Consider the following 19,731-nt stretch of genomic DNA (forward strand, 5'->3'; position numbering starts at 1 on the left):
GTGACGCCGCCCGGGAACTCAAGTTGGCAAGGCATACGCATGTGCGAAGTCAATATGAGAAAGACTCGGACATCAGTTTTCCCCTGGATTCGCTGGGCGCCGTGAATCCGTTCAGTCGGGTTGCGCCAGACGGGCTACCCATGGGGCTTCGTACTTTCAGACCAAAAGCGCGCGCATGAATAAACGAAGAGCAGTGTTAATTGTGGCGACGTCGCTGGCAGCTTTTGCCTTGAGCTGGACGGCAAGCAAAGGGCGTGCAATGAACGAAAAAATCATGATGCGAGTATCCGAGGATGATCCACTTTTTGACGCCACCCAATGGTTTTCCAATGAAATGTATCAACGCATCCCTCTCAGGAAAGAAGATAAGGCTCACTATCCGGCGGGGACACACTATAACGACATCTTAATGCGGCGGATATCCCCACCTCCATTCACCGACAAGCAAGTGGGGAGTCTCCAAATCAATATCGTCATGGCCCTCAAAGGCGAAATTTTTCCCGCAGACTTTCCTCCGAAAGTTCCCCTATCGGTCGAGGACATCGGTTTGGGTTCTGATTTCGATCCCAGACCACAAATCGTATATATCAGCAGTAGATTCAACGACTATGTGAGTGACGAGTCTAAAGTTCCGATTGATAACTACACCTTCTACACCTTGCTGGAGGGTAAGCGTTTTTTCGTTTACATCAGGCGAAATGGTGAGACTGGAGAGATTCTTCGTGCTTCCCGCTCACGCAGCAGCCATATCCCTGAAGACGAGGAAGAACGTCGGTTCCAGCTGTTGCAATCCAAAGCCGATCTCCAGTCCAGGCTGGACTAGCCCGGCTGGAAACAGCGTTCCGGCGAACTCTGTCCGTGGACCGGTACGTGGGAATACCTGGAGTTTCCAGTAAGCGAGCAGACGTTAGCTCATAACATGCCACTCCCAAAAATCAACGCACAGGATATAACGCTGCGCTTCGCTCCACCCACGCATTAAGCCCAACTTTCACAATCCAGCCATCCCCGCCACCGCCGCACGCGTCTGCGCGATTTCCGCTTCGAGCCAGTCGAGAAACCGCCTGACCTGCGGCTCGCGTTCCCGCCCGGGCCGACACAGCGCGACGAAACGCGCACCCTCGATCCGCACCGAAGGCTCGATCGGCATCAGCGCACCGCGCTCGACGTGCTCGGCGGCCAGCACCGAACTCAACAACGCGACACCCTGCCCGTGCAGCACGGCCTGCAACGCGTAATGCTCGTCGTCGTAATGGCGAAACACCGCGCGTTCGAGCCACGCTTCGCGGCCGGCCGCACGACACCACGACGCCCAGTCGACCGACACGGGCAGCGGCGTATCCCACACGGTCTCGATCAAGTCGAGCGGCTCGTCCGTGCGATGCGCATCGAAGCCGGCTGCCGCATACGCGCCGAAGTACTCGTCGATCAACGCAATCTCGTGCAGCGCGGGAAACGTGCGCGACGTCGCGCGAATCGCGAGATCGATGCGCGCATCGCGTTCGAGATCGACGAGCGTGTTGCCGGTTTCGACCTTGATGTGCAGGTGCGGATCGACGCGGCGAAATGCGCCGAGACGCGGAATCAGCCACATCGCGGCAAAGGCGGGCGTGGTGGTCAGCACCAGCGGGCGCTCGCCGGAAGCTTCCGGACGCACCGCATCCAGCCCCCGACGCAACGCGAGCAACGCATCGTGGCTCGTACGAAACAGTTGCTCTCCCTCCTCCGTCAGCCGCACCCCGCTCGCGCCGCGCTCGAACAGCAGCACGCCAAGCCGGCTTTCGAGCGACTTGATCTGGTGCGACACGGCGGCCGGCGTCACGGACAGTTCGTCCGCGGCGGCCTTGAACGTGCCGAGCCGCGCCGACGACTCGAATACACGCAATGCGGTCAGGGGAATTTTCGAGAACACGGGGCCTCGCGGGCCGGATCGGCCGGGTTGAATTCGATTCAATCGGGGTGAGATTAGGTGAATTGAAGCAGGCGTGCAACGCGGATAGCCTTGCGGGACGTCGCGGCACGCCGCCTCGGCGATTGCCGTCGAACCGGAGGAACAACGTGCAAGGCCTACCGCGCAGGATCACGCAGGCGGTGCTCTACGAAGCGATCGCCATCTCCTGCATCTCGCCCGCGATCGCGGCGATCTTCAAGCAGGATCTCGTCTATTCGGGTGCGTTGTCGGCGACGATGTCGGCGATCGCGCTGCTGTGGAACATGATCTTCAACGCGTTGTTCGAGCGGTGGGAAGCGTCGCGCCGGCAGCCGGCGCGTACGCTCGGGCGGCGGATCCTGCATGCGACCGGATTCGAAGGCGGGCTGATCTTCATCCTCGTGCCGGTCGTGTCGTGGTGGCTCGACATCTCGTGGGTCGACGCGTTCGTCGTCGATATCGGGTTGTTCGCGTTCTTCTTCTGTTACGCGTTCGTGTTCCAGTGGGCGTTCGATCGCGTGTTCGACGTGCCGGCGGCGACGAAGGGGTCGTGAGGCGGGCGCTCACGCCCCGGCGGCAATTTTCGGCAGTTGCCAGCCGAAGCGCACCGCCGCCATCCGCAGCGCAAAGCAGGCGACGCCGCCAAGCACGGCCGCGACGACGGGCGGGCAACCGAGCCGCCGGCACGCCACGACGACGACCGCGCCGAGCAGCGCCGCGCTCGCGTAGATATCCGTGACCAGTACGACCGGTATCCGCGCGAGCAGCACGTCGCGCACGACGCCGCCGCCGCACCCGGTCACGGCGCCCATCAGCGTCGCGATGAACGGATGAACGCGGAATTCGAGCGCCTTCACCGCACCCGCAACCGCGAACAACGCGAGGCCGGCCGCATCGAGCGTCGTGAGCAGCGACGGCGAGAACTCGGCCACCCGCGCATGAAAGACGAACGCGAACAGCCCTGCAGCGAACGCGAGCGCCGGATAACGCCAGTCGCTGACGGCGCTCGGCGGCCGTGCGCCGATCAGCAGATCGCGGATCACGCCGCCGCCGAGCGCGACGACGAGCGACAGCACCATCACGCCGAACAGATCGAGTCCGGCGCCGATCGCCGCATTGGCACCCTCGACCGCGAACACCGCCGTGCCCGCGAGATCGGCGGCAAGCACGACTTGCTCGATGCGCTTCATGCGAGTGAATGGCCGCGGTGCTGCGTCGTCCGGCTGCAGCCTGCGTCGATACCGGCAGACGTCACGTTCAGCCGCTTGCCGGCTTCCTGCCGCCATCCGGATACCTCAGATACCTCAAGCACACTGCGGATCATTGCCGTCTCCTCGATCGGGATCGAGCAGTCTAGCGCATCGTCCGGTGACCGACGGGCCGAGCATGAAGCGGACAGCAAAAAGCCGGCGGAAGCAGGATGTGCGTCCCGCTTCCGCCGGCCCGGAAAACACGTCGGGCTTCCGGCCGAAGCCACGAAGCCCGACGCTTCAGACTCAATGCACGCCGAGATACGCCTTCACCGCCGGCAGGCCCGGCTTGCCGTCGATCGTCGTCACGCCGGCGAGCCACTTGTCGAGCGCTTGCGGGTTCGCCTTCAGGTATTCGGCCGCCGCCTTGTTCGGGTCTTCCTTGTTCATGATCGGCACCATCACGTGGTTTTCGATCGTCGTCGTGAACTGCAGGTTCGACACGAACTTCGCGACGTTCGGACAGCGTTGCGCGTAGTCGGGCGGCGTCGCCGTCAGCACCTTCGCTTCGCCGTAGTTCGGGCCGAACACGTCGTCGCCGCCGCTCAGATAGTCGATCTTCATCTGCACGTTCATCGGATGCGGTTCCCACCCAAGAAATACGATCCACTGCTTGTCGCGGATCGCGCGATTCACCTCGATCAGCATCCCGGCCTCGCTCGACTCGACCATCTTGAACTTGCCGAGGCCGAACTGGTTGCCGTCGATCATCTTCTTGATCAGCAGGTTACCGTCGTTGCCCGGCTCGATCCCGTAGATCTTGCCGTTGAGCTTGTCCGCGTACTTCTGGATGTCCGCGAACGACTTCAGGCCGCCCTGATAGACGTAGTCGGGCACCGCGAGCGTGTATTTCGCGCCGGTCAGGTTCGGCGTCGAGAGCACCTTGATCGTGCCGGCCTTCGTGAACGGCTGGATGATCGGATCCATCGTCGGCGACCAGTAGCCGAGGAACACGTCGATCTGCTTGCTCTTGATCCCCGCGAACGTGATCGGCACCGACGCGATCGTCTTCGTCGGGCTGTAGCCGAGGCCCTGCAGCATCGTCGACGCGAGGCCCGTGGTCGCCGCGATGTCGGACCAGCCGACATCCGCGAAGCGCACGTTCTTGCATACGGGCGGATCGGCCGCATACACGGCCGACATCGGCGCGGTTATCCCGATCCCGCACACCGCTGCGATCAATAGGCGCTTCATCTTGCTTCTCCTCAAAGTGATGTCGTTTGCTTGAATGCGGGATCGTTTATTGAAACCGCGCGCCGCGATCCCGGCGACGTCGCGGACCGAATCATCCTTTCGATTCAGCGCCCCGGCAACCGGCGCTCGTAGCTCGGCGCATGGCCGAACTGCGCGCGGTAAGCCTTGCTGAAATGACACGGCGAATGAAAGCCGCAGACCGTCGTCACGCGCGCGATCGACGCGTCGGTCGTGCGCAGCAGGTCGCGCGCGCGTTTCAGGCGCATCGTCAGGTAATAGTGGGTCGGCGACACGTTCAGATACACCTTGAACATCCGCTGCAGATGCCGCTGCGACAACCGCACGAGCCGTGCGAGTTCCTCGAGCGACAGCGGCTCCTCGATGTTCGCCTCCATCAACCGCACGACCTCGATCAGCTCGGCGCGCGAGAATCCGACGCGCGCATCGACCGGAATCGGCTGCGTATCGGTCGAGCTGCGAATGCGCTCCAGGATGAACTGCTCGGACACCTGCGCGGCCAGCTGCTGGCCGAAGCGCATGCCGACAAGGTTCAGCATCAGGTCGAGCGGCGCGGTACCGCCCGTGCAGGTCAGCCGGTCGCGGTCGACGACGAACAGCTCGTCGGCGAAGCCGACCTGCGGAAACTCGGAATGCAGCGCGGACAGGTTTTCCCAGTGCACGGTGCAGCGATAGCCGTCGAGCAGCCCGCTCGACATCAGCGCGTACGCGCCCGTGCAGATGCCGCCGAGCGGCAGCCCGCGTTCGGCGAGCGCCGCGAGCGTATCGCGTGCGCCCTCGTCGACCACGTCGCGGATGCGGATACCGCCGCACACGATCATCACATCCGGCAGGTTCGTGTAGTCGAGCGCCTGCGTAGGCCGCACCGCGATGCCGTTGCTGGCATGTGCGGGTGCGCCGTCGAGCGAGTAGATCGACCACTTGTAGTGATCGGCACGCCCGACGTAGTTCGCCATCCGAAGTACCTCGACCGCGCTCGAGAACGCAATCATCGAGAAATTCGGCAGCGTCAGAAAGCCGAAATGGGCGAGGGACGAAACCGGTGAAACGCAGGCGGCGGGCGCGACAGCGACGGCGGACGTCACATCGGTCTCCTGGCGAGGAGGTTGCAGGGAGCTAACCCCGCGGCCGAAGCCGCGGAAGTCGTGTTCTACAGTCAGGGTGAGCGGCCGGGGGTTCCGGCCGCCAGTCGGTCAGGCCTGTGCGGGTGCGGCCTTCACGCGAAACAGTTGCTTGAGGCCCGAGAACAGCGGTGCCTTCGCGGTGCCCGGCGCACGGCCGAAGCTTTCGGTGATGCGGTCGAGAATGATCGCGAGCAGCACGACCGACAGACCGCTTTCGAAACCGAGGCCGATGTCGAGGCGCTGGATACTCGCGAGCACGTCGTTGCCGAGACCGCCCGCGCCGACCATCGACGCGATGATCACCATCGACAGCGCCATCATGATCGTCTGGTTCACGCCCTGCATGATCGACGGCAGCGCATTCGGGAACTGCACCTTGTACAGCAGCTGCCAAGGCGTGCAACCGAAGGCCTGGCCGGCTTCGACGATCTCGCGGTTCACGTGGCGGATACCGAGGCTCGTCAGGCGCACCGCAGGCGGCATCGCGAAGATCACCGTCGACAGGATCCCCGGCACGCGGCCGAGACCGAACAGCATCGCGGCCGGAATCAGGTAGACGAAGGCCGGCATCGTCTGCATCAGGTCGAGGATCGGGCGCACGATCGCGGCGACCCACTTGCTCTTCGCGGCCCAGATGCCGAGCGGAATGCCGAGCACGAGGCTGATGATCGTCGACGACAGCGTGAGGCCGAGCGTGATGACGGTCTGATCCCAGAAGCCCGTCGCGAAGATCAGCAGCAGCGACGCGGTGGTAAACAGCGCGAAGCGCCAGCCCACCCGCCACAGTCCGACGCCGATGAAGATCGCCATCATCAGCCACATCGGGATCGCCTGCAGGCCGTGCTCGACGAATGCCGCGAGCCCCTCGATCGCCTGACCGATCGCGTCGAACGTCTTCGCGTCATGGTCGAGCAGGTAGTGAACGCCCTGGTCGACCCAGGTACCGAGCGGAATCATTTCAGACATGGGAGCCTCGCGAACGCGTGATGGCCTTCAGGATGAGCGCACGATCGACCGAGCCGCAGTAGCAGCCGTCGTCGTCGACGACGGGCAATGCATTCGGGCTCGCAACCACACGCGCGACGACATGTTCGAGCGACGCATCGTGCCGGATGCTTTCGATCGGCCGAACCGACGGCGTGTCCTGACCGATCGCGTCGCGCGTGACGAAGCCGCGGATCTTGCGTTGGGCGTCGAGCACGAACGCGTATTCGGCGCTGCCGTTCAGCGTCGCCGCGACGTTCGCGGCATCGCATTTCGACACGATCGGCACGGCGCCCGTCTGCATCAGGTCACCGGCAGTGAGGTAGCGGCTGGTGTCGATACCGTCGAAGAACGCACGCACGTAATCGTCGGCCGGGTTCGCGATGATGTCCTGCGGCGTGCCGACCTGCACGAGGCGGCCGCCTTCCATGATCGCGATGCGGTTGCCGATGCGCAGCGCTTCCTCCAGATCGTGCGACACGAACATGATCGTGCGGCGCTGTTCCTTCTGCAGTTGCAGCAGCACATCCTGCATTTCGCGGCGCTTGAGCGGATCGAGCGCGGAGAACGCCTCGTCCATGATCATCAGCGACGGGTTCACGGCCAGCGCGCGGGCAAGGCCGACGCGCTGCTGCATGCCGCCCGACAACTCCGACGGCAGCTTGTGCGAGAACGGCGCGAGGCCAACCTGCTCGAGCACTTCCATCGCGCGGCGCTCGCGCTCCTTCTTGCCCATGCCCGCGACTTCGAGGCCGAACGCGGCGTTCGACACGACGCTGCGATGCGGCATCAGCGCGAACGACTGGAACACCATGCTCATGTCCTTGCGGCGCAGTGCGGTCAACGCCGAGCGGCGCGCCGACGCGACGTCGAGCCCGTCGATCATCACCTTGCCGGCGCTCGGATCGACCAGCCGGTTCACGAGGCGAATCAGTGTGGACTTGCCGGAGCCGGACAGGCCCATCAGCACGAAAATTTCGCCTTCCTGCACTTCGAAGGAGACGTTGTGCACGCCGACGACCTGACCGGTGCGCTTGAGCACATCGTCTTTCGTCGCGCCGGCGGCGAGCATGTCGAGCGCCTGCTGCGGGTTACTTCCAAACACCTTGCACAGACCTTCGACCACGACCTTGGGGGCATCCATCGAAACCTTCTCCTCGTGTAGCGGGGACTCGCGCTTGTCATAGCGTGCCTACATAGTTGCCAGAAAAAACCCCGACCTGCCGACGAATTACGACAAACGCTTGCGCAAATACGACACGCCCTCCAGCCCCGCCTGGCGGGCCGCGCCGCGCGGCGGCACCCGATTGCGGCGGCGCAATACGCGCACACCCAACAACGGCGGGCATCGCCCGTCGGACTTGTGCGCAGCAGCGCGGCGCGCATCGCATGAGGTTTTGCGCCAATGTGCATCGGCGGCACGTCGCTTTGCGACAAATTCACGTCCGATCCGGCGGCCGTCTGTTCAGACGAAAACACCCGGCGCATTCACCGGTAAAAAGCATGACCGTGCAAAAAACCGTTCGGCGACACCGGACGGCGCACGCCGCGATACCGCGCCAACCCCGGAAATCCGCGACGGGCCGCTGTGATACATTCCCCGCAAACACGCTGATCGCGGCGTTGCCGCGGGCCTTTTGCACGAGGGTCCACCCACGCGGCACGCGCATGCCGGTTCGCCTGCCGGCCGTGCTGAAACCGCCTCGATCCGGTGCGAACCGCGATCGATGGACGATAACGATAGTGAGAGGGAGCAAGGCGTTGAACTGGGCATTCGCCGTAATCGGTTTCGTCGTGGGCGGCATCGCCGCCCTGATCGGGGATTTCTCGGCCGCGAACGGCTCGCTGCTCGGGGCCGCCGTCGGGTTCTGTATCGGTCACGCGCTGCAGCAACACAAGCTCAAGAGCAAGCGCGCCGCGCCCGATGCGTTCGCGATGTCCGCGACTACACCTTCCACGCCGTTGCCGCTCGCCGATCGCGTCGCGCGCCTCGAAGCGACCGTCGACACGCTCACGCGCGAACTCGACTCGCTGCGCGCTCAGCTGGCCGGCGCGAAGGCCGGTGCAGCGACAGCCGGCAGCGTCGCGCAAACGGCGTCGGCCGATGCGGCATCCGCGACGTCGTCGACGCCCGTCCCGATACTGCCCGTACACCCCGCACAACCTGCCGCCGCACGAGCCGGCACGCCGGCCTCCACCTCGATACCGGCACCGACGCCCGCGCCCGCAACCGCAGCGCGCCCGGCCGCACCCGCGCCGGCTCCCGTCAGCACCACCGCAAGCCCTCCCGCCCCACCGGCCCGCCCTGCCCCGCCCGCGCCGCGCGAACCCGGCATCGTCGACCGTGCGTTCGGCGCCGCGCGCGACTGGCTGCTCGGCGGCAATACGGTCGTGCGCGTCGGGATCATCGTGCTGTTCTTCGGCGTTGCGTTCCTGCTCAAGTACGCAGCCGACAACAACATGCTGCCGATCGAATTCCGCCTCGCGGGCACGGCGCTCGGCGCCGCCGCGCTGCTCGCGATCGGCTGGCGCGTGCGGGCGCGTCGCGAAGCCTACGGCCTGGTGCTGCAGGGCGGCGGCATCGGCATCCTGTACCTGACGATCTTCGCCGCCACCAAGCTTTACGCGCTGCTGCCCGTCGGCGCGGCGTTCCCGCTGATGGTCGCGGTCTGCGCGCTGAGCGCGTTCCTCGCGGTGCGGCAGAACGCGCTGCCGCTCGCGTTCATGGGCAGCGCGGGCGGCTTCCTCGCGCCGGTACTGCTGTCGACCGGCCAGGGCAACCACGTCGCGCTGTTCAGCTACTACGCGCTGCTGAACGCGGGCATCTTCGCGATCGCGTGGTTCAAGGCGTGGCGCCCGCTGAACCTGCTCGGCTTCGTATTCACGTTCACGATCGGCTCGGCGTGGGGCGTGACGGCCTATCGTCCCGCGCTGTTCGCGAGCACCGAGCCGTTCCTGATCCTGTTCTTCCTGATGTACGTCGGTATCGCTCTGCTGTATGCGGTGAAACGCGAACTCGCGCTGCGGCACTACGTGGACGGCACGCTCGTGTTCGGCACGCCGATCGTCGCGACCGCGCTGCAGGCATCGCTCGTGAAGGGCATGCCATTCGGGCTCGCGTGGAGTGCCGTAGCGCTATCAGCGTTCTATGTCGCCGTCGCTGCGTGGCTCGCGCGGCGCCGCGATCGCCTCGGGCTGCTGTTCGAATCGATGCTCGCGCTCGCGGTCATCTTTGCGACGCTGGCCGTGCCGCTCGCGTTCTCGGGCCCGACGACCAGCGCCGCGTGGGCGATCGAAGGCGCGGCCATCGTGTGGCTCGGCGTGCGCCAGAAGCGCCTGTTGCCGTTCGGCTTCGGGCTGCTGATGCAGGTCGCCGCGGCCGGCGCGTTCTTCACGAGCCTGCTCGGGCCGGCCGACGCCACCGCGCTGCCCGTGCTCAACAGCCCATACATCGCGATGCTGCTGATCGCCCTTGCCGGCCTGTTCACCGGCTGGTGGCTGCACGGGCGCGACGAAGCGCGCGCGTGGCATGCGTGGATGCCCGAGATCGGCGCCGCGGCCGCTGCGTGGGGGCTGCTGTGGTGGGTCAGCGGCGGGCTGCACGAGATCCTCGTCTATGCAAGCCGTCACGTCGACCTGCATGTCGATCGCTTCGTCGTCGATACGACCGCGCTGTTCGCGGCCGGCACCGCGTGGCTCGCGCATGTCGCACGCCGTCGGCTCACATGGCCGCTCGCCGAATGGCCCGCGCTTGCGCTAACGCCAGTGCTGGCGCTGCTCGCGCTGCGCGCGTTCGACGCACACGAAGCGCCGCTGTCGGGGATGGGCGCGTTCGCATGGCCCATCGCCGTCGGCGCGGGCCTTGCCCTGCTGTGGCGCCAGTCGCGCGGCACGGCCGGCACCGATGCCGCGAACGGCACGGTGCCATCGATCGCCGCCGGCATCATCGCGCCGCTCCATACGCTGACGTTCTGGACCCTGTGCGGGCTGCTGTCGCTCGAAGGCTTCTGGCGCCTGCGCGCGTTCGTCCCCGAAGGCGCATGGAGCTGGAGCGCGTGGGCATACGGCTTCGGCGCACTGCTCCTGCTCGTGTCGGGCCCCGGCTCGCGCCTGCGCTGGCCCGTCGCGGCGTTCCCGCGCGCGTACCAGGTATGGGGCGCCGCACCGCTCGCCGCGCTGCTGTGGCTGTGGAGCCTCGCCAGCACGATCAGCGACGGCGACGCCGCACCGCTGTTCTGGCTGCCGCTGCTCAATCCGCTCGACATCGCGCAGTTCCTGATCTTCGTCGCGTTCGCCGTGTGGCTGCGCCGCCTGAAAACGCTCGGCATCGCATGGCATCCGCGCGCCGTCGATTACGTTGCGGTCGCAACCGTATTCCTGTGGTTCAACGCGCTGATGCTGCGCACATTGCATCATCGTTTCCACATGGGTTACGACATCGACACCGTGTTGTCGTCGTTCGGCATCCAGCAGGTATTCATGGTCGGCTGGAGCCTGTTCGCGTTCGCCGGGATGTGGCTGACGCGCCGCGACGGCATCGCACGTGTATGCGCGTTCGCATCGTTGCCGCTGATCGTCGTGATGTGGGTGTGGACCTTCTACGCGAACTTCACGCAGGACGGCGGAAGCTGGGCGCGCGTGCCGCTCTTCAACCCGCTCGATCTCGTGCTCGCGGTCGTCTATGTGCTCGCTGCATCGTGGTTCATCCGCGCGCGCAAGCTCGGCTGGTCGTTCGGCAAGTATCGCGTCGAGCTGCTGAGCGCGGCCGGCGCCACCGCGTTCCTGTGGCTGAACGCGATCCTGCTGCGCACGCTGCATCACTGGGCCGGCGTGCCGTACGAATTCGGCGCGATGGCCGAATCGACGCTCGTGCAGGCATCGGTGTCCGTGTACTGGACGCTCTGCGCGCTCGCGATCACGATCTGGGCCACGCGCCGCGGGCTGCGTCCGCTGTGGTTCGTCGGCGCAGCGCTGCTCGCGCTGACGGTCGTCAAGCTGTTCCTGTTCGACCTGTCGCACGTGACCGGCATCGAGCGCATCGTGTCGTTCATCGGGATCGGCGTGCTGCTGCTGTTGATCGGGTATTTCTCGCCGCTGCCGCCGAAGGCAGCCGTGCAACAGGACGACCAGCCATGAAGCGACTCGCCGCCCTGCTCGGACTGAGCCTGCTCGCGTCGTTCGCGGTGGCCGACAGCGCACCTGACGCCGGACGCGTCACGCAACGCTTCGCGCTCGACCTCGACGGCAGCGCCGCGTATTACCAGCTCACCGTGCCGCAGCCCGTGTATGCGGCGAGCCGGCGCGACGATCTCGGCGACGTGCGCATCTTCAACGGCGCGGGCGAACCGGTGCCGTATTCGCTCGACGCACCCGTCGCGGCCGCACCCGCGGTACCGCCGACGCGCACGCCGGTGCACTGGTTTCCGCTGCCGCCGCCCCGCGCCGACAACGGCAGCGCGCCGCTCGGCGTGACGGTCGGCCCGGACGGCGCGCTGCGCGCGGCGACCGCCGCACCGGCGCGCACGAAGCATGGCGCCGATCTCGTCGACCTGTCGCATACGGACGGCACCATCGACGCGCTGCTCGTGCATGTCGGCGACGACAGCTATCAGGGGCGTGTCGCGATCGAAGCGAGCGACGACCTGCGCAACTGGCGGTCGCTCGGCAGCACGCAGTTGCTGAAGGTCGGCCACGGCGACGACATGCTGGTGCAGGAACGCATCGCGCTCGAAGGCGCGGCACCTCGCTACCTCCGGCTGGACTGGCTCGACGGCGCGCCCGCGATCGCGTCGATCGACGTCGAGACGCATCCGCGCGACGCACGCGGGACCGACACCGCGTCCGTGCCGCGCCAGTGGCGCGACGCGGTGCGCGTGCGCGCCGGCAGCAGGCCGGGTGAGTATCTGTTCGACACCGACGGCGCGTATCCGGTCGATCGCGTGCGCATCGACCTGCCGCAGCCGAACACCGTCGCGCGCGCGACGCTGCAGAGCCGCACCGACGCGCAAGCGCCGTGGCGCGAAGTCGCAGGCGCCGTGCTGTTCCGGTTGCAGGGCAAGGCCGGCGAGCAGCGCAATCCGCCGCTCGAATTCTCGGCGGATACGGATCGCGCATGGCGGATCGTCGTCGACATGCGCAACGGCGGATTCGGCGGCGGCCAGCCGGCCGTCGCGATCGGCTGGCATCCTGCCGCGCTGACCTTCGTGGCACGCGGCACACCGCCGTTTACGCTCGGCGTCGGCGACGCTTCGCTAGTGTCGTCGGCAGTGAGCCGCGATGCGCTGCTGGTCGGCATGGTGCCCGAAGTTCGGCCCGCACGAGTCGGCGCGGCGCTGCCGGTATCGGCGGTCGCGCCGGTGCTGGCCGCCGATACCGACGCGACACGCCGCTACGTGCTGTGGGGCGCGCTGGTCGTCGCGGTCGGTGTGCTCGGCACGATCGCGTGGCGGCTCGCGAAGGGCGGCGGCGACACGCGCAGCAGCGACGAGTGACGCGAAGCGTGTCGGCGCGCATGCGGCTTCCGTTTCCACGCAACCATCTTATGAAGATTCGCGTGAAGATCGCGGCAAAGGACCACGTCGGGGCATAAAAAGCGCGTAAACGTCCGTTTCGCCGCGGCGCGGCGGGGGTGTCTCAAGGGCCGTACACGAGCGGGAGCGCCACACTCCGCTCTTACGACGTCTACGCGGCAAAGCAGGAAAACGAACCGGTGCGCGACATTCAGCCGAACGTGTGGCGCCCGTGCTGGCGCGGCCGCCACGGCGACGAGCGGCAGCTCGCAGCGCCGGCCGCACGACGCGCGGCCCAACCGGCGGCGCGGCGAACGTGCGGGTCGCGCCGGGCCACCGCGGCCACGCGCGACGGCAACGCATGAGCAAGGCGCCGCACGGCCGCCACGCGCACGGCCATCCGCGACGCCGGCGACACGCGGCGTGCAACCTGCGCGACCGGCCGTTTGCAGAGGATCGCGCTGTCGTAGCGCTTGCCGTCGAAGTGCATCACGTCGACGACTTCGAAACCCTGCGCGCCGTAGAACGCGAGCAGGTGCGAAGCAGGATGCGGCGTATCGAGCGCGAGCAGCGTATAGCCGCGCAACGCGGCCCACTGCTCGGCGAACGACAGCAACAGCGCGCCGATCCCGCGGCTCTGGCAATCGGGGTCCACCGCCACCTGCCGCACGCTTGCGACGCCTTCGCGCCGGTACAGCGAGCACGCCGACGACGGATCCGTCGCATACAGCGTGGCCGTACCGACGACACGCCCGCCACAAACGGCGACGTAGCACTCGCCGGCTTCCGCACGGCGGCGCGTGACGTCTTCGTCCTGATCGACGCACGTACAGTTGAGCCCCATCGCGCCGAGCCGCGCGAAGGCGCGATGCAGCATCGGCGTGAGTTGCGCATAGCTGTCGAATGCCGGATCGAAACGCCGTACGACCACCCGGTCGGCGCTCACGGAAGGCGGCGCGGCGGAGGGACGTTCGGCGATCGCGTTCCAGGGTATCGACATTGCAATGCTCCGTGGTTGGGATGCCCGAAGTCTATGAGCGCGCCAGCCGCTGTCGCAAGAAAAAATGTCGTAAAAGTTTGGGGAAATGCGTGCGGGGGAGACGGTTGAAACGGTGCGCGCCGCGGCGCTGCGCGGGTCGTTGCGAACGCATGAAAGTGCGCCGATCGTTGTTTGCGCAAGCAATGCATCCCGCGGCCGGGTCACGCGTCGGCGTGCGCCGTTGACACAGGCGGCCGCGCCATCCAGACTCGCCGGATCCTCACCGCTCCGGGCGCACTCATGGTCACCTGCTTCCTTCGCTACGTCATCGATCCGTACAAGCTCGACGAGTTCGAAACCTACGGCAAGATGTGGATTCCGCTCGTCGAAAAATTCGGCGGCACGCATCATGGCTACTTCCTGCCGTCCGAAGGCGCGAACAACATCGCGCTTGCGATGTTCTCGTTCCCGAACCTCGCCGAATACGAGCGCTACCGCGAACGCTCGATGGACGATCCGGCCTGCCAGGCCGCGTTCCGCTACGCCGAGGAAACGCGCTGCATCATGAGCTACGAGCGCAGCTTCTTCCGGCCGGTGTTCGAGTAACCGGCAGGCGCCCGGCGCATCGCACCCCTTTTCCTGATCGGGACGAAAAAAAGCCCCGCCTGCATCCGCGCGGCGGGGCCAACCCATGTCAGTAGAGACATCATGGAGGAGACGAGCCCATCTTATCGACCGCGGCCCGTCGTCCCAACCAAGCATTTCTGCTATCGATCTGGGTGGCCGCGCACACGATTGCCCCTGCCTTGCGGCATATCGATAGAACGAAAAGTCGTTTTCAGAGTGGCGACGGGGTCGTTACCATCTGGTTTTAAGCCTGTGCTTAGCCGGGCAAGCCATCCCCAAGGAGCGCCCCTTGACTGCATTCGATCAACACCGCCGCCCGTTCGTCGTCGGCATTGGCGGTACCACCCGGGCAGCGTCGTCGACCGAACGCGCGCTGTCGTTCGCGTTGCGCGGCGCGCAAGCCGCCGGCGCCCGGACGCGCCTGTTCGACGGCCCGTTCCTGCATACGCTGCCGCACTACGCCCCCGAACACAAAACGCTGACCGACGCGCAGCGCGAGCTGATCGACGCCGTGCGCCAGGCCGACGCGATCATCATCGCGACGCCCGGCTATCACGGCGGCGTCTCCGGTCTCGTGAAGAACGCGCTCGATACCCTCGAGGAACTGCGCGCCGACGAGCGCCCCTATCTCGACGGCCGCGCGGTCGGCCTGATCGTCACCGCGTACGGCTGGCAGGCGGCCGGTACCGTGCTGACGTCGGTGCGTTCGATCGTCCATGCACTGCGCGGCTGGCCGACACCGTTCGGCGCGACCGTGAACACGCTCGAAACGCGCTTCGACAGCGCCGACAGCTGCTCGGATCCGAAGGTCGCCGCGCAGCTCGAGACGGTCGGCGCGCAAGCGGCCGAGTTCGCGCTCGCGTTCGCTTCGCATCGCGCGGCGTCGCATGCCGCATCGGTCGACGCGCTCGCACCCGTGCTGAAGATCGCCAACCAGTAATCTGCGCCGCATTGCGCCGCGCGCGCCCGGTCGACAAAGCTCGACGGGTGCGCGCGGTGTGTCTTCCGTCTGCTGATGCGCGACGACGCGCCATGCAAGCTGTCACCTCCCCGTGTTGCCCTTCCCCTGCGTACCGCCCCGATAACGATTCGGCCTGCCGCGTGATTAGCATTGGCCGAAAGATTGGTTCACGGCGCCGACAGGTTTTCGTACGCTGAAAGTCCGAACTTTTTCCGCGCACGCCATGAACCGTACGATCCGCTACAAGGGCTACGAAGTCGCCCCCGCTGCCGCCCGGTTGCCGAACGGGCTGTTCGCCGCCAACCTGACGATCGAGAAGGCGAGCAGCGGCCCGTCGCCGCGCTCCGTGTCGTTCGACGCGATCGATTTCTTCTTCGAGGAAGAGCACGCGCTCGCCTACGCGTCGCGCTGGGGCCGCCTCTGGGTCGACACGAACGCGTGACGCGCGCCTGGCCGGCGCCCGCATGGCCGCTCGAAAATACGCGATTACGAAAGCTATGCAAGAATCTTTCGACCCGTAATCGCATAACAACAGCCATGAGTGACACGCTGCAGGAAGAGCATGCAGCTGCAGATCACGCAATGCGCAACTGGACCTTCGAGAGGCAAGGTCCGGTCCGGATCGGTTCCGATGCGCACATGCAGATGTTCTGCCGCATGCTGCTCGACACACACAACCCGTACAAGCCGGCCGTGATCGACTGGCCGGCGCTCAAACCGGACGAACTCAGGCGGCTCACGTCGCTGCCGATCTGGGACATCGCGGTGCAGACCGAAGGCCGCGCGTCGATCCGCGTGGCGACCTACGCGGCGACCGTCGACGATCCGCTGCTGCGCCGCGCGCTCGAGATGGACGGTGGCGAGGAGGCGCGCCACAAGGTCGTGCTGTCGAAGCTCGTCGAAGCGTACGGCATCCGGCTCGCGCCCGAACCGGCCTACCCGGCGCCGAAGGATCCCGAATGGTCGTGGATGATGACGGGCTTCAGCGAATGCATCGACAGCTTCTTCGCATTCGGCCTGTTCCGCTCCGCGCAGCGCTCCGGTTATTTCCCGCCCGAACTCGTCGACACCTTCGAGCCCGTGATCCAGGAAGAAGGCCGCCACATCCTGTTCTTCGCGAACTGGTACGCGTGGTACTGGCGCACGATGCCGTGGTGGCGCCGGCCGTGGTTCTTCGCGCGTGTCGCGGCCGTGTGGGTGCAACTGATTCGCGACCGGATCGGCATCGCGCGCGGCATCGATGCCGATGGCGCCGCGCGTGACGCGAACTTTCCGGCCACCGGCACAGCCGACATCGGCGACGCGCTGAACCCGCGCGAGCTGATCGAACTCTGTCTGACCGAGAACGACCGGCGCATGGCCGGTTACGACAGGCGCCTGCTGCGCCCGATGTTCGTGCCGCGCATGGCGCGCTTCGCGCTGCGGTTTCTGAAGAAGTAGCGTCGAGCCGGTTGCCGAAGGCAATGGAGGCCGCCGCGCCTTCGTTGCCGTCGGCGAGTGACCGGTTCGGCCCGCGTTCGTCGATCGGGTGTTGCGCGCCCGACACACTCACTCCATCCCCGTTTTTCCTGCGACGCGTCGGTCCACCAGCGGACCGGACACATTGCCACACCCGGAATCTGACATTCGGGACGTCGTCCCCGGCACTCATCGGTGGTCTTTTACATCCTGTCGACGCCGTGCGGGAAGCCGCTGCGGGGCCGGCTCCTTTGGCTGCCCAGCACGCGCCCCAATTCCGCTCGAGTACCGATATGACCGATATCGTCAATACGACAAATCCGATAGTTGAATGCTGGCGACACAATCCATCGCTTTGTAGCAATTTTTTACAAATTCGACGAGCCCGCCTGCCGGGAACGCCCGCCACATGGGCACCCGCGCCGGACGAGATGCGCAAATCAGCATAGCCGGATGTTCACGATTTTCAGTTAAATTGATTTTCAGACAACAACTTAAAATAAAAACAAATTCGTAATAAATCTCGAATTAACAGGTTAACAAGATTTCCTCCGCATTATCCTCCGGCCTGCGAATTAACATTACATTAGTGAAAGAATTTGTCGACGCGCAAACGTTTGCTATTTCATTTGTCTTACTTTTTCGGCAATTGCTTGTGTAACCTACCCCACAAAACCACCATAACCATATGATTTTTATACGAAAACACGACACCGCCCCGAAAAATTAGAACCCTACACGACACATTCTTACATCTTTCAAATTCATTCTAACTCAATACATCAAAACGCGATGCATTGACCATCTTTTAACTTTCAAAACCTCTCATTTATCACTGTTTGTCAATCTACAAAAATCACCTCCAATAAAATCCGCCCATCAATTTTGAGATTCGCGCGAGCGCACGGAGTAATCCTCTAACGAAAGAGACCGGTGTGTGGCGTGCATATTTGGAGGTAGCAGGACATGAACCGCACATACCGCTCGATCTGGAACGAAGCTCTTGGCGCCTGGGTCGCGGCATCGGAACACGATTCGGCACGGGGCAAGCCGAACAAGTCGGCCGTTGCCGCCGCAGTACTCGTCATGCTGGCAGCACTGCCTTCGTTCGCGCGCGCCAATACCCTTATCCCCGGCACGACCAACGGCAGCCAGTTCACGGTGACGTCATGCACCTCAAGCGGGGGCAACGGTACGGTCGGCCGCACTACTACCGGCAACACCAATGCGTATCCCGTCGATGGATCCGGCACCTATTCCACGGTTGCGGGTTGTAACGCCAGCGGCAACAACAATCTGGCGGCGACGGTATACGGTGCGTTCGCCCAGGTCACTGGTTCCGGCGGGACGTCAATGGGCTTTCTGTCGTCCGCTGCGCTGTGGGGCACGTCCGCCGGCCTCGAGTCGACGGCCAGTGGCACGGGTTCCACCGCGCTCGGCTTCGGTGCAACGGCCAACGCGCTGAATTCGGTTGCAATCGGCGGCGCAGCCGGCAATGGCACAACCCCGCTTTCGTACGCAAACTCAACCATCGCTTCAGGTGCCGGCGCGGTTGCTATCGGCAGCAATGCAACCAAGGGCGCGCAGTCGGCCGCTTCGGACGGTATCGCAATTGGCGGGCAGTCGTCGGTGGTGTCGACCGCGACTTCCGGCATCGCGATCGGCCGCGGTGCGACGGTGAACGGCGCATACGGCATCGCGCAGGGCGATGGCACCATTTCCGGCGCGACCGGCCAGAACGTCGCGATCGGTTCGTCGGGTACGACCGCCAACAGCGGTAGCGCAACCGGCGGCGCCGTGGCAATCGGCCGCGCACAGACAGCCAGCGGCGACGGCGCGGTCGCGCTCGGTACCAGCAATTCGGCAAGCGGTACGGGCGCGGTCGCGCTCGGCAGCGGCAACTCGGCGAACGGCACCGGCGCGGTTGCGCTGGGTAGTGGCAACAGCGTGACGGGTACGGGTTCTGTCGGTATCGGCAGTGGCGCCACGGCGGCTTATGCAGGTTCGAGCGCAATCGGTGCATCCTCGTATGCGGGCGGGGCTTCGGCGCCTGCCTCCGCTTTCGGGAACGGAAGTTCCGCGACGGCGAACTACGCGACCGCGATCGGTGTCAATGCCAGCGCGGCTGGCGGCGGCAGCGTGGCGCTCGGCGTGGCGACGGCAAGCGCGCTCCAGAGCGTTGCAATCGGCCAGCAATCCACGGCTTCCCAAGCCGGAAACATTTCGATCGGTTCGTTTGCGACGGCCAGCGGCAACGGCAATGCGGTCGCGATGGGCTATCAATCGACCGCTTCGGCCGGCAACGCGATGGCGCTCGGCTACCTGTCGACGGCCAACGTGGCAAACTCCGTCGCCCTTGGCAACAACTCGGCGACGATTGGTGCAGCGAGCACGGCGACGGGCGGCACCGGTTCGGTCAGCTCCGCCACGATCGGTGGCCAGACGTTCGGTAACTTCGCTGGCGCAAGCGCCGCCAACGGCGTCGTCAGCGTTGGTACGGCGGGCAACGAGCGCCGCATCCAGAACGTCGCGGCGGGTCTCGTCACGTCGACCAGCACCGATGCGATCAACGGTAGCCAGCTCTACTCGGTCGCGAGCACGACGACGTCGAGCATCACGAGCCTGTCGACGTCGGCTTCGACCGGCTTGTCGTCGGCGAATAGCTCGATCACGTCGCTGTCGACCTCCTCGTCGACG

15 protein-coding genes and 1 pseudogene are annotated in these 19,731 nt (G+C 65.5%); 9 read left to right on the top strand and 7 right to left on the bottom strand.

All coding sequences use genetic code 11. The features are described from left to right. Positions 1-175 precede the first annotated feature (175 nt). Positions 176-823, top strand: coding sequence for a hypothetical protein (locus U5809_RS34270; protein ID WP_322089810.1), 648 nt, complete (start codon positions 176-178; stop codon positions 821-823). A 168-nt stretch (positions 824-991) separates the two neighbouring features. Here U5809_RS34270 and U5809_RS34275 read toward each other — a convergent pair whose 3' ends face one another. Beyond that, positions 992-1,912 (bottom strand): LysR substrate-binding domain-containing protein, encoded by a 921-nt coding sequence (locus U5809_RS34275; protein ID WP_322089811.1) that lies wholly within the window; start codon positions 1,910-1,912, stop codon positions 992-994. 146 nt (positions 1,913-2,058) lie between these two features. Here U5809_RS34275 and U5809_RS34280 point away from each other — a divergent pair, with 146 nt between their 5' ends. Beyond that, positions 2,059-2,484 (top strand): PACE efflux transporter, encoded by a 426-nt coding sequence (locus tag U5809_RS34280; RefSeq protein ID WP_322089812.1) that lies wholly within the window; start codon positions 2,059-2,061, stop codon positions 2,482-2,484. Positions 2,485-2,493: 9 nt separating this feature from the next. On the opposite strand, the gene U5809_RS34285 is transcribed toward U5809_RS34280, so the two are convergent. The 5 genes and pseudogenes from U5809_RS34285 to U5809_RS34305 all read right to left on the bottom strand — a co-directional run. Further along, positions 2,494-3,120 carry a trimeric intracellular cation channel family protein gene (locus U5809_RS34285; protein ID WP_322089813.1) on the bottom strand — a complete coding sequence of 209 codons (627 nt, stop codon included), beginning with the start codon at positions 3,118-3,120 and terminating at the stop codon, positions 2,494-2,496. A 306-nt stretch (positions 3,121-3,426) separates the two neighbouring features. Next, on the bottom strand, positions 3,427-4,374 hold the full coding sequence (locus U5809_RS34290; RefSeq protein WP_176048455.1) for a choline ABC transporter substrate-binding protein: 948 nt from the start codon (positions 4,372-4,374) through the stop codon (positions 3,427-3,429). 104 nt (positions 4,375-4,478) lie between these two features. Further along, entirely contained in the window at positions 4,479-5,477 is a 999-nt protein-coding gene (locus tag U5809_RS34295; RefSeq protein ID WP_174419401.1) for a GlxA family transcriptional regulator, read from the bottom strand. A gap of 108 nt (positions 5,478-5,585) precedes the next feature. Then, complete coding sequence (gene choW / locus U5809_RS34300; RefSeq protein WP_322089814.1) at positions 5,586-6,482, bottom strand: choline ABC transporter permease subunit; 897 nt, start codon at positions 6,480-6,482, stop codon at positions 5,586-5,588. Next, positions 6,475-7,776: pseudogene (locus tag U5809_RS34305) on the bottom strand (quaternary amine ABC transporter ATP-binding protein); the annotation flags it as partial. The gene choW and the pseudogene U5809_RS34305, both read right to left, overlap by 8 nt. A 485-nt stretch (positions 7,777-8,261) precedes the next feature. Between U5809_RS34305 and U5809_RS34310 the strand changes: the two are divergent. Together U5809_RS34310 and U5809_RS34315 are read left to right on the top strand one after the other, a co-directional pair. Further along, positions 8,262-11,636, top strand: coding sequence for a DUF2339 domain-containing protein (locus U5809_RS34310; protein ID WP_322089815.1), 3,375 nt, complete (start codon positions 8,262-8,264; stop codon positions 11,634-11,636). Further along, entirely contained in the window at positions 11,633-12,991 is a 1,359-nt protein-coding gene (locus tag U5809_RS34315) for a DUF3999 domain-containing protein (RefSeq protein ID WP_322089816.1), read from the top strand. The genes U5809_RS34310 and U5809_RS34315 overlap by 4 nt, the downstream gene beginning before the upstream one ends. 229 nt (positions 12,992-13,220) lie before the next feature. On the opposite strand, the gene U5809_RS34320 is transcribed toward U5809_RS34315, so the two are convergent. After that, positions 13,221-14,009 carry a GNAT family N-acetyltransferase gene (locus U5809_RS34320; RefSeq protein WP_322089817.1) on the bottom strand — a complete coding sequence of 263 codons (789 nt, stop codon included), beginning with the start codon at positions 14,007-14,009 and terminating at the stop codon, positions 13,221-13,223. A 279-nt stretch (positions 14,010-14,288) separates the two neighbouring features. On the opposite strand from U5809_RS34320, the gene U5809_RS34325 reads away from it, so the two are divergent. The 5 genes from U5809_RS34325 to U5809_RS34345 all read left to right on the top strand — a co-directional run. Then, positions 14,289-14,594 (top strand): NIPSNAP family protein, encoded by a 306-nt coding sequence (locus tag U5809_RS34325; RefSeq protein WP_322089818.1) that lies wholly within the window; start codon positions 14,289-14,291, stop codon positions 14,592-14,594. Between the two features lie 310 nt (positions 14,595-14,904). Then, complete coding sequence (locus U5809_RS34330) at positions 14,905-15,555, top strand: NADPH-dependent FMN reductase (protein WP_176048462.1); 651 nt, start codon at positions 14,905-14,907, stop codon at positions 15,553-15,555. A gap of 244 nt (positions 15,556-15,799) precedes the next feature. Beyond that, positions 15,800-16,018 carry a transcriptional regulator gene (locus tag U5809_RS34335; RefSeq protein ID WP_124457124.1) on the top strand — a complete coding sequence of 73 codons (219 nt, stop codon included), beginning with the start codon at positions 15,800-15,802 and terminating at the stop codon, positions 16,016-16,018. Positions 16,019-16,113: 95 nt separating this feature from the next. Continuing rightward, positions 16,114-17,016, top strand: coding sequence for a ferritin-like domain-containing protein (locus tag U5809_RS34340; protein WP_322089819.1), 903 nt, complete (start codon positions 16,114-16,116; stop codon positions 17,014-17,016). A gap of 984 nt (positions 17,017-18,000) precedes the next feature. Further along, positions 18,001-19,731 (top strand): ESPR-type extended signal peptide-containing protein (locus U5809_RS34345; protein WP_322089820.1); only part of this gene is annotated, 1,731 nt, incomplete at its 3' end.

It is taken from the genome of Burkholderia sp. BCC1999, from assembly GCF_905339975.1.
Taxonomy (GTDB): domain Bacteria; phylum Pseudomonadota; class Gammaproteobacteria; order Burkholderiales; family Burkholderiaceae; genus Burkholderia.

Excerpts from the sequence above, each read along its gene's own strand:
- choW (WP_322089814.1), bottom strand. The coding sequence starts at position 6,482 with ATGTCTGAAATGATTCCGCTCGGTACCTGGGTCGACCAGGGCGTTCAC.
- U5809_RS34285 (WP_322089813.1), bottom strand. The coding sequence starts at position 3,120 with ATGAAGCGCATCGAGCAAGTCGTGCTTGCCGCCGATCTCGCGGGCACG.
- U5809_RS34325 (WP_322089818.1), top strand. The coding sequence starts at position 14,289 with ATGGTCACCTGCTTCCTTCGCTACGTCATCGATCCGTACAAGCTCGAC.
- U5809_RS34290 (WP_176048455.1), bottom strand. The coding sequence starts at position 4,374 with ATGAAGCGCCTATTGATCGCAGCGGTGTGCGGGATCGGGATAACCGCG.
- U5809_RS34335 (WP_124457124.1), top strand. The coding sequence starts at position 15,800 with ATGAACCGTACGATCCGCTACAAGGGCTACGAAGTCGCCCCCGCTGCC.
- U5809_RS34340 (WP_322089819.1), top strand. The coding sequence starts at position 16,114 with ATGAGTGACACGCTGCAGGAAGAGCATGCAGCTGCAGATCACGCAATG.
- U5809_RS34315 (WP_322089816.1), top strand. The coding sequence starts at position 11,633 with ATGAAGCGACTCGCCGCCCTGCTCGGACTGAGCCTGCTCGCGTCGTTC.
- U5809_RS34270 (WP_322089810.1), top strand. The coding sequence starts at position 176 with ATGAATAAACGAAGAGCAGTGTTAATTGTGGCGACGTCGCTGGCAGCT.
- U5809_RS34320 (WP_322089817.1), bottom strand. The coding sequence starts at position 14,009 with ATGTCGATACCCTGGAACGCGATCGCCGAACGTCCCTCCGCCGCGCCG.